The organism is Endozoicomonas sp. ONNA2 (assembly GCF_024606365.1).
Lineage (GTDB): Bacteria > Pseudomonadota > Gammaproteobacteria > Pseudomonadales > Endozoicomonadaceae > Endozoicomonas.
Window position 1 is genome coordinate 1 of the sequence record NZ_JAHHPO010000637.1, and the last position, 1729, is coordinate 1729.

The 1729-nt window shown below is 58.1% G+C and carries 2 protein-coding genes; both read left to right on the plus strand.

What is annotated here, in order from left to right:
* Positions 1–850 (plus strand): biotin synthase BioB (gene bioB, locus KDK14_RS11210; RefSeq protein ID WP_373691065.1); only part of this gene is annotated, 850 nt, incomplete at its 5' end.
* Positions 847–1729 (plus strand): 8-amino-7-oxononanoate synthase (locus KDK14_RS11215; RefSeq protein ID WP_257265205.1); only part of this gene is annotated, 883 nt, incomplete at its 3' end. The genes bioB and KDK14_RS11215, both read left to right, overlap by 4 nt.

Sequence of the window (1729 nt, forward strand, 5' to 3'; positions counted from 1 at the left end):
CTACAACACCGGTCTGGAAAAAGAGAAATTGATGGCGGTGCACAAGGTGCTGGAGGAAGCCCGCAGCGCCAGGGCTTCCGGCGCTACCCGCTTCTGTATGGGGGCCGCCTGGAAAAACCCGCCCGCCAGGGACATGCCTTACATTATTGAGATGATCAAGGGGGTGAAAGCACTGGGGCTTGAGTCCTGCATGACCCTGGGTATGCTCAGTGCAGAACAGGCAACGGAGCTGGCCCGGGCAGGACTGGATTACTACAACCACAATCTGGATACCTCGCCAGAGTTCTATGGCAATATCATTACCACCCGGACTTACGCTGACCGCCTGAACACGCTGGCTTTGGTCCGGGAGGCGGGAATGAATGTCTGCAGTGGTGGTATTGTTGGCCTGGGTGAGACCGAGCGCGATCGTGCCGGGATGCTGGTTCAGCTGGCCAATATGCCCAGGCATCCGGAGAGTGTTCCCATCAATATGCTGGTAAAAGTCGCCGGCACGCCATTGGCAGACGCTGAGGCGGTGGATGGTATTGATTTTGTCCGTACCATCGCCGTGGCCAAAATTATGATGCCAGCGTCTAACGTTCGCCTGTCGGCCGGGCGTGAGCAGATGAGTGATGAGCTGCAGGCCCTGGCCTTTCTGGCGGGTGCCAACTCAATTTTCCTGGGCGACAAGCTGCTGACCACCGCAAACCCTGAGGCGAATAAGGACCGGCAGTTGTTTGCCAGGCTGGGCATCAATAAAGGCAATGATTGGGGAGCGCCCGATCAACCCTGTCCGGTCAAAGCGATGGTCGACGCTGAAAAAAACAATGAATATTACTACGATGCCATGGCGGGTCATGGCGGATGAGTTTCAATCTGGAACAGGATCTTGAGGCCTGGCGTGTAGCGGGTCTCTATCGTCGTCGTCAAACCCTGGATTCGCCCCAGGGGCCTGAGATCATGATCAATGGCCAGCACGGTCTGGCGTTCTGCAGCAATGATTACCTGGGACTGGCAAACCATCCGGATGTTATCGCCAGCTTTCGACAGGCGACGGATCACTATGGGCTCGGTGGTGGTGCTTCCCCCCTGGTGGTCGGCCACAGCCGGGTACATCACCGGCTGGAAGATGAACTCGCGGAATTTACCAGCCGGGAGCGTGCCCTGCTGTTTGCCAATGGTTATATGGCCAATCTGGGCGTCATCACGGCCTTGCTGGGCAAGCAGGATGGGGTGTTTCATGATCGCCTGAACCATGCCTCGTTGCTGGATGCCGGGCGGTTGTCGGGCGCACGGTTCCAGCGTTATCTGCACAATGATGTGGATAACCTTGATCACCGACTTCAGAAAACCCCCGCCCGACGCAAGCTGATCGTCACCGATGGTGTGTTCAGCATGGATGGCGACGTTGCACCGGTAAAGGCGCTGTCGGCACTTGCCGGGCAACACCGGGCCTGGTTGATGGTGGATGATGCCCACGGTTTTGGTTTCCTGGGAGCCACTGGCGGCGGTGTTGCCGAAGCTTGTGGCCTGGACCAGCAACAGTTGCCCGTGCTGGTGGGGACATTGGGCAAGGCGTTTGGCACTTACGGTGCATTTGTCGCGGGCAGTGACGCTTTGATCGAGACACTTATTCAGTTTGCCCGGACCTACATCTACACCACCTCCCTGCCACCGGCGGTAGCATCGGCAACCCTGACCAGCCTGCGGCTGTTACGGGAGCAACACTGGCGCAGGGAACATTTGC